Raw genomic sequence first — 4,573 nt, forward strand, 5'->3', positions numbered from 1 at the left:
TGGTTTTTTAGTTTTTTATCATATCTTAAAATAGTTAATTAAAAGATAAGTTATCAGTGAAGTTAATCCACATAATACACTACCCCAGATAATATCGATCACAGTAATCATCACAGGCCAATCTTTGATAGTTGCTAGATTTGTCATATCATAGGTAGCGTAAGTGATGAAGCCAAAGAAAGCACCAACACCTAAGGCATATTGCCAGCTTGATAATTCTACTGCTCTATTTATTACAAAAAAAGAGCAGGCCAGCTATATAAAAGATATAGAATACTGCAGCTGCTGTCATATTAAAATTATCTTTAAGTAAAAAGCCAAGCTGCTCTCTGTAGAGATTTTTAGCTACGGCACCTAGCCAGACAAGATCAACAGAAAAAAAGACTACAATTGCAATTAAATATGATTTTATATAAAACATCTTTATTCCTCTTTTCTATTTCTATTATTTTATATTTTCAATCATCTTCTACTTTAATATTTTCTAACTGTCTGACCCGTAAGCCTGTCATTACATCTGAACGAGTGATTATGCCTTTTAATTCATCACCTTTCATAACTAAAAGTCTTCCAATATCTTTTTGAAAAAGTAATTTAAATGCCTCAAATAATTCATCTTCTTCTTTAACACAGTGTAAATCTTTATTCATTATACTTTGAACTGGAGTATTGCGATATTCATCCTGAGGAATCTTTTTTGCATCTTCCATTGTCACTATCCCAACCACTTTTTCATCTCTTAAAACAGGAAAACCAGAATGTTTGTCAGCAAGCATTTTTTCGATTAAGCGGTGAATACTCATGTTTACCGGAACTGTTTTTACATCTGTTGTCATTAAATCTTTTACTTTTAAATTAGAGAGAGCAAATTTAATATTACTGAATTGATGTTCCTGTGATGCTCCAATATAAATGAAAAAAGCAATAAAAACTAAGAGAAAGTTCCCGCTCATAAAACCAAAAATACCAAAAACCAAGGCAAATGCTTTCCCAACTCTAGATGCGATTTCAGTTGCCCTTCTAAATGATGTTTTTTGAGCAATTACTGCCCTTAACATCCGACCACCATCCGATGGAAAAGCAGGTATCAAGTTAAAAATAGCAAGGAATATATTTAACTGACCTGTATATAAAATGATTAAACGCAGATCTTCAAATATAAATGTTGGAGCAAAACGAGCTGCAGCCACACATAGAAAACCAATAAAAAGACTAGTTAAAGGACCACTGGCTGCAATTTTTACCTCATTTTTAGGATCTTTAGAAATTTCTTCAATATTTGCCAGTCCTCCAAAAAGCATTAAAGTAATATCTGTTGTTTTAACATCTTTAGTCCTGGCTACAAGTGAATGTGCCAGTTCATGAATTAAAATACTGATAAAAAGCATCACTGCCATGATAAAGCCTAATAAATAAGGGTTTAAAATCAGCTCTCTCCTGGCAATGTCCGTGTTTTCGGTTAGATAAATAATATTACTGCCAAAGGCCCAGGCAAAAAACGGCAAAACCAACAGCAAACTAAAATGAATTTTTACAGGTATTCCAAATAAATGACCAACTGTAAAAGAATTTTTCATTTTTATCACCCCAATCCAGAAATGATGAACATTAATAAAGTCTTTTTTGATCCATTAAATAATCAAAGTCTGCTTTTAAAACTCTCATCACATTTTCAGAAAGCTCTATCTTATTATCAATGATAAATTGCTCAAATTTAACATCAATTTCTGAATCAGCTTGAGCTGCTTGATTTAAATAGCCTCTTATTTTGATAATGGAAAAATTATCAATCTTATTTTTTTCTTTAATCAACTCTAGCCTTTTTAAAATTAATTTTTGTATGCTTTTTAAAGAAGCTGCTTTGTTTTTATAAGGTAAAAGGGCTGCCTCTGAATAAACTCCTTGAGATAAACTATGGTAATCATTTGCTGTTAAATGAGCTGCTGCAAATAAAGAAGCTCCATTTGGATTTATTCTATTGACTTCTTCTACCTGATCTATTAATTGATCGGGGGTTAATTTAAAAACTGAGATACCAGGATAGAGTGGATCAGTTAGCACATTTCGATCTTCTTTAATCCAGCGTCTTAATTCCGAAAAGAGGTTTTCTGTATAGGTCATTGGAACTACAAAATCTACAAAATCTTTTTCAAGCCAGAGCGACCAATCCTGTAACGCCCGATAGCGAGCTTCCTCTCTTCCTGGGATCACATCAGCTGATATCAATAACTTGGGATCAACATTTTTTAGCTTTTTAGAAACTTCTTTTACCATTTCAGTAACTAAATTTTCTCTATATTTATTCCAGAGAGAAAAATCTGAACTGGAGCTTTTTATTTGAAAGGGATCCATTCCATATTTTTCTTTAAATCCTTCTACTGTACTTTTATCATAACCAAAACTACCTCTATATTCTTCTGGAAAACGAATATAATCTAGATTAATTCCCTGGATATCATAATTTTTAACTAAATATAGGTATCTCTGCTGCAGAAAATCTTTTACATCCTCTCTGGCAGGTGAAAGCCAGGTTGAATCATGATAGCTGACAATATTACCTTCTTTGTCTTGATTAGCCCATTCTGGATTTTCAGTTAAAATTTTGCCCGGACTGCCGCTTGTATTCTCATTAAAAACCCAGACCCAGGGATGGATTTCTATCTTTCTTTTTTTTGCTTCTTCAATTAAAATTTCTAAAGGATCTTCTTCCCAACTGCTGAATTGGGAATCTTGTTCAAATAATTTATTATCAGGAATAACTGCTTTTCCCTTATAAAATGTTTCAGGAAATATCACATTAAAATTTGCTTTTTGAGCCCTATCTAATAATTTTTGAACTCCAGCTCTACCATTTAATCTGGCAAAAGTTCCATTGTCCAGCCAGAAGGCTCTAAGCTGTACTGGTTTTGATTCTATAATTTTCATTCGTATTTCGTCGGATTTATTGGTTATAATATATTCTAATTCCTGGACTTGACGATCTCTTTGCTGCTGATATGCCTGAATAAGTTCCTGGTATAGACTATCTAGTTCTTTTAAATTAGATTCAACTGTTTGCTTATCTATAATCCTAAAGTCAGATTCAGCTTCTTTTAAATTTTTATCCAAATTATTTAAAGCACGTTCTGCATCTCTTAGTTTTAATAGTGATTTGCGGTATTCTACTGGCTCAAAATAAGCAGCAGCACTGAGTGAATAAATAAATAACACTACAATAACAGTTAAAGTTATTACTTTTATTTTCCTATTCATTATTATTCTCCTCATTTAAGATCTGATTCCATTCTTTTTCCATATTAGTTAAGGCTTCTTCAGCAGTAATTTTGTTAGCAAATGCCTTAGCAAACTCCTCATCTAATACTTTGATTAGTTTATCTGCTTTAGGGTGGATTAAAGTTAGATCTTTACTTTTGGAAAGTTGTTCCCGCAGAATTTTTTTGGCCTCTTTTTTCAAAGATGTTTTAGAATCAAAGGTTGTTATAATCTCTTCTTTTTCTATATCTTCTGCTTCCCGATTATCTAGAGCTGAAGATAAGACTGAAGTTCTCTGACTAAATTCTCGCTGTGATGCCGGTGAAGTTATCAGTGCGGCAAACTCTGCTGCTTCTTTTTTATGATCCGCTCCTTTTGGAATAACTAAATTCATTAACGGGGAATTAACTATACCATCTTTAGCTGTTGGAATAACCGCCAAAGCTGTTTGTTCCCTCAAATAATCTGACTCGTTTTCAATTTCATCTAAAAATTGTGGTGCAGCAAATAAGATGGCTAGGTCATTTTTTTTATAGCGTTCTAAGGCGACATTGAAACCAGAGTTAAGAGTATCTTTTGGAATTACACCGGCTTCAGCTAATTTTTGGTATCTAATGATTATTTCTTCAGCAGCTTTAGTATTAAATGCTGCTTTTTCTCTTTTATTTTCATTTTCAAACAAATTTATCCCAGCTTCAATGAACTCATGGTGAATTTTAATCTGCGGCATCAAAGCATAAACATCAGTTTCTTTTGTTATCTCTTCTGCAGCTGCAAACAACTGCTCCCGGTTATTAATAACTTTTGTTGGATCTAAACCGGCAATTTTAAATATTTCTTGATTATAAACCATTAATTTGGAACTAACATACCAGGGAAAAGCGTAATATTCACCCTGATAAAATCCATTTTCCCAAAGTAATGGATAATAATTTTGACTGTATTCCTGTTTAAGCTCAGAAATTGGATATAATAAATCTTCCTGCAGAAGTGAGGCCATTAATTGTGGTGAAAGATTGACTACTTCTGGTGCAGTTCCTTCTGCAATTCGATAACGAAGCTTTTGATTAATTGAAGAAAAATTTATATCTTCCCAGATTATTTTAAAATCAGGATTTGCACTTTCAAATTCATCAATCTTTTCTAAAAAATAATCATCATGGTGAGGCCTCAAACTTATAGTCCAAAATTCTATTTCTTTTTCTGCCTGAACTGCTGTAGAAAATAGCAGGTAAGGCTAAAAAAGCTGAAACTGAAAAAAAACTACAGTCAAAATTATTATCCATTACTTTGGGAAAATGGATTTTATCAGGGTGAATAT

The 4,573-nt window shown here is 32.5% G+C and carries 5 protein-coding genes; all 5 read right to left on the reverse strand.

Annotation, left to right across the window (positions count from 1 at the left end):
• Positions 1–18: 18 nt before the first annotated feature.
• From CI949_RS17250 to CI949_RS17270, 5 genes are read right to left on the reverse strand one after another with little or no spacing between them, the layout of a single operon-like run.
• On the reverse strand, positions 19–255 hold the full coding sequence (locus tag CI949_RS17250; protein WP_365941882.1) for a DUF2177 family protein: 237 nt from the start codon (positions 253–255) through the stop codon (positions 19–21).
• Positions 227–421 (reverse strand): DUF2177 family protein, encoded by a 195-nt coding sequence (locus CI949_RS17255; RefSeq protein ID WP_290768644.1) that lies wholly within the window; start codon positions 419–421, stop codon positions 227–229. The genes CI949_RS17250 and CI949_RS17255 overlap by 29 nt, the downstream gene beginning before the upstream one ends.
• 37 nt (positions 422–458) lie before the next feature.
• A complete protein-coding gene (locus CI949_RS17260) occupies positions 459–1,577 on the reverse strand; it encodes a CBS domain-containing protein (RefSeq protein ID WP_089716821.1) in 1,119 nt (372 codons plus the stop codon).
• Between the two features lie 31 nt (positions 1,578–1,608).
• Positions 1,609–3,252, reverse strand: a complete 1,644-nt coding sequence (locus CI949_RS17265; protein WP_290768646.1) for a glycoside hydrolase family 10 protein — start codon at positions 3,250–3,252, stop codon at positions 1,609–1,611.
• Positions 3,245–4,426 (reverse strand): ABC transporter substrate-binding protein, encoded by a 1,182-nt coding sequence (locus tag CI949_RS17270; RefSeq protein WP_290768648.1) that lies wholly within the window; start codon positions 4,424–4,426, stop codon positions 3,245–3,247. Before CI949_RS17270 ends, CI949_RS17265 begins: the two co-directional genes overlap by 8 nt.
• Between the last annotated feature and the right edge of the window lie 147 nt (positions 4,427–4,573).

The sequence above is a fragment of the Halanaerobium sp. genome (assembly GCF_003070835.1).

Bases quoted from the DNA above. Each gene is read 5' to 3' on its own strand.
- CI949_RS17255 (WP_290768644.1), bottom strand. From the start codon at position 421: ATGTTTTATATAAAATCATATTTAATTGCAATTGTAGTCTTTTTTTCT.
- CI949_RS17260 (WP_089716821.1), bottom strand. From the start codon at position 1,577: ATGAAAAATTCTTTTACAGTTGGTCATTTATTTGGAATACCTGTAAAA.
- CI949_RS17265 (WP_290768646.1), bottom strand. From the start codon at position 3,252: ATGAATAGGAAAATAAAAGTAATAACTTTAACTGTTATTGTAGTGTTA.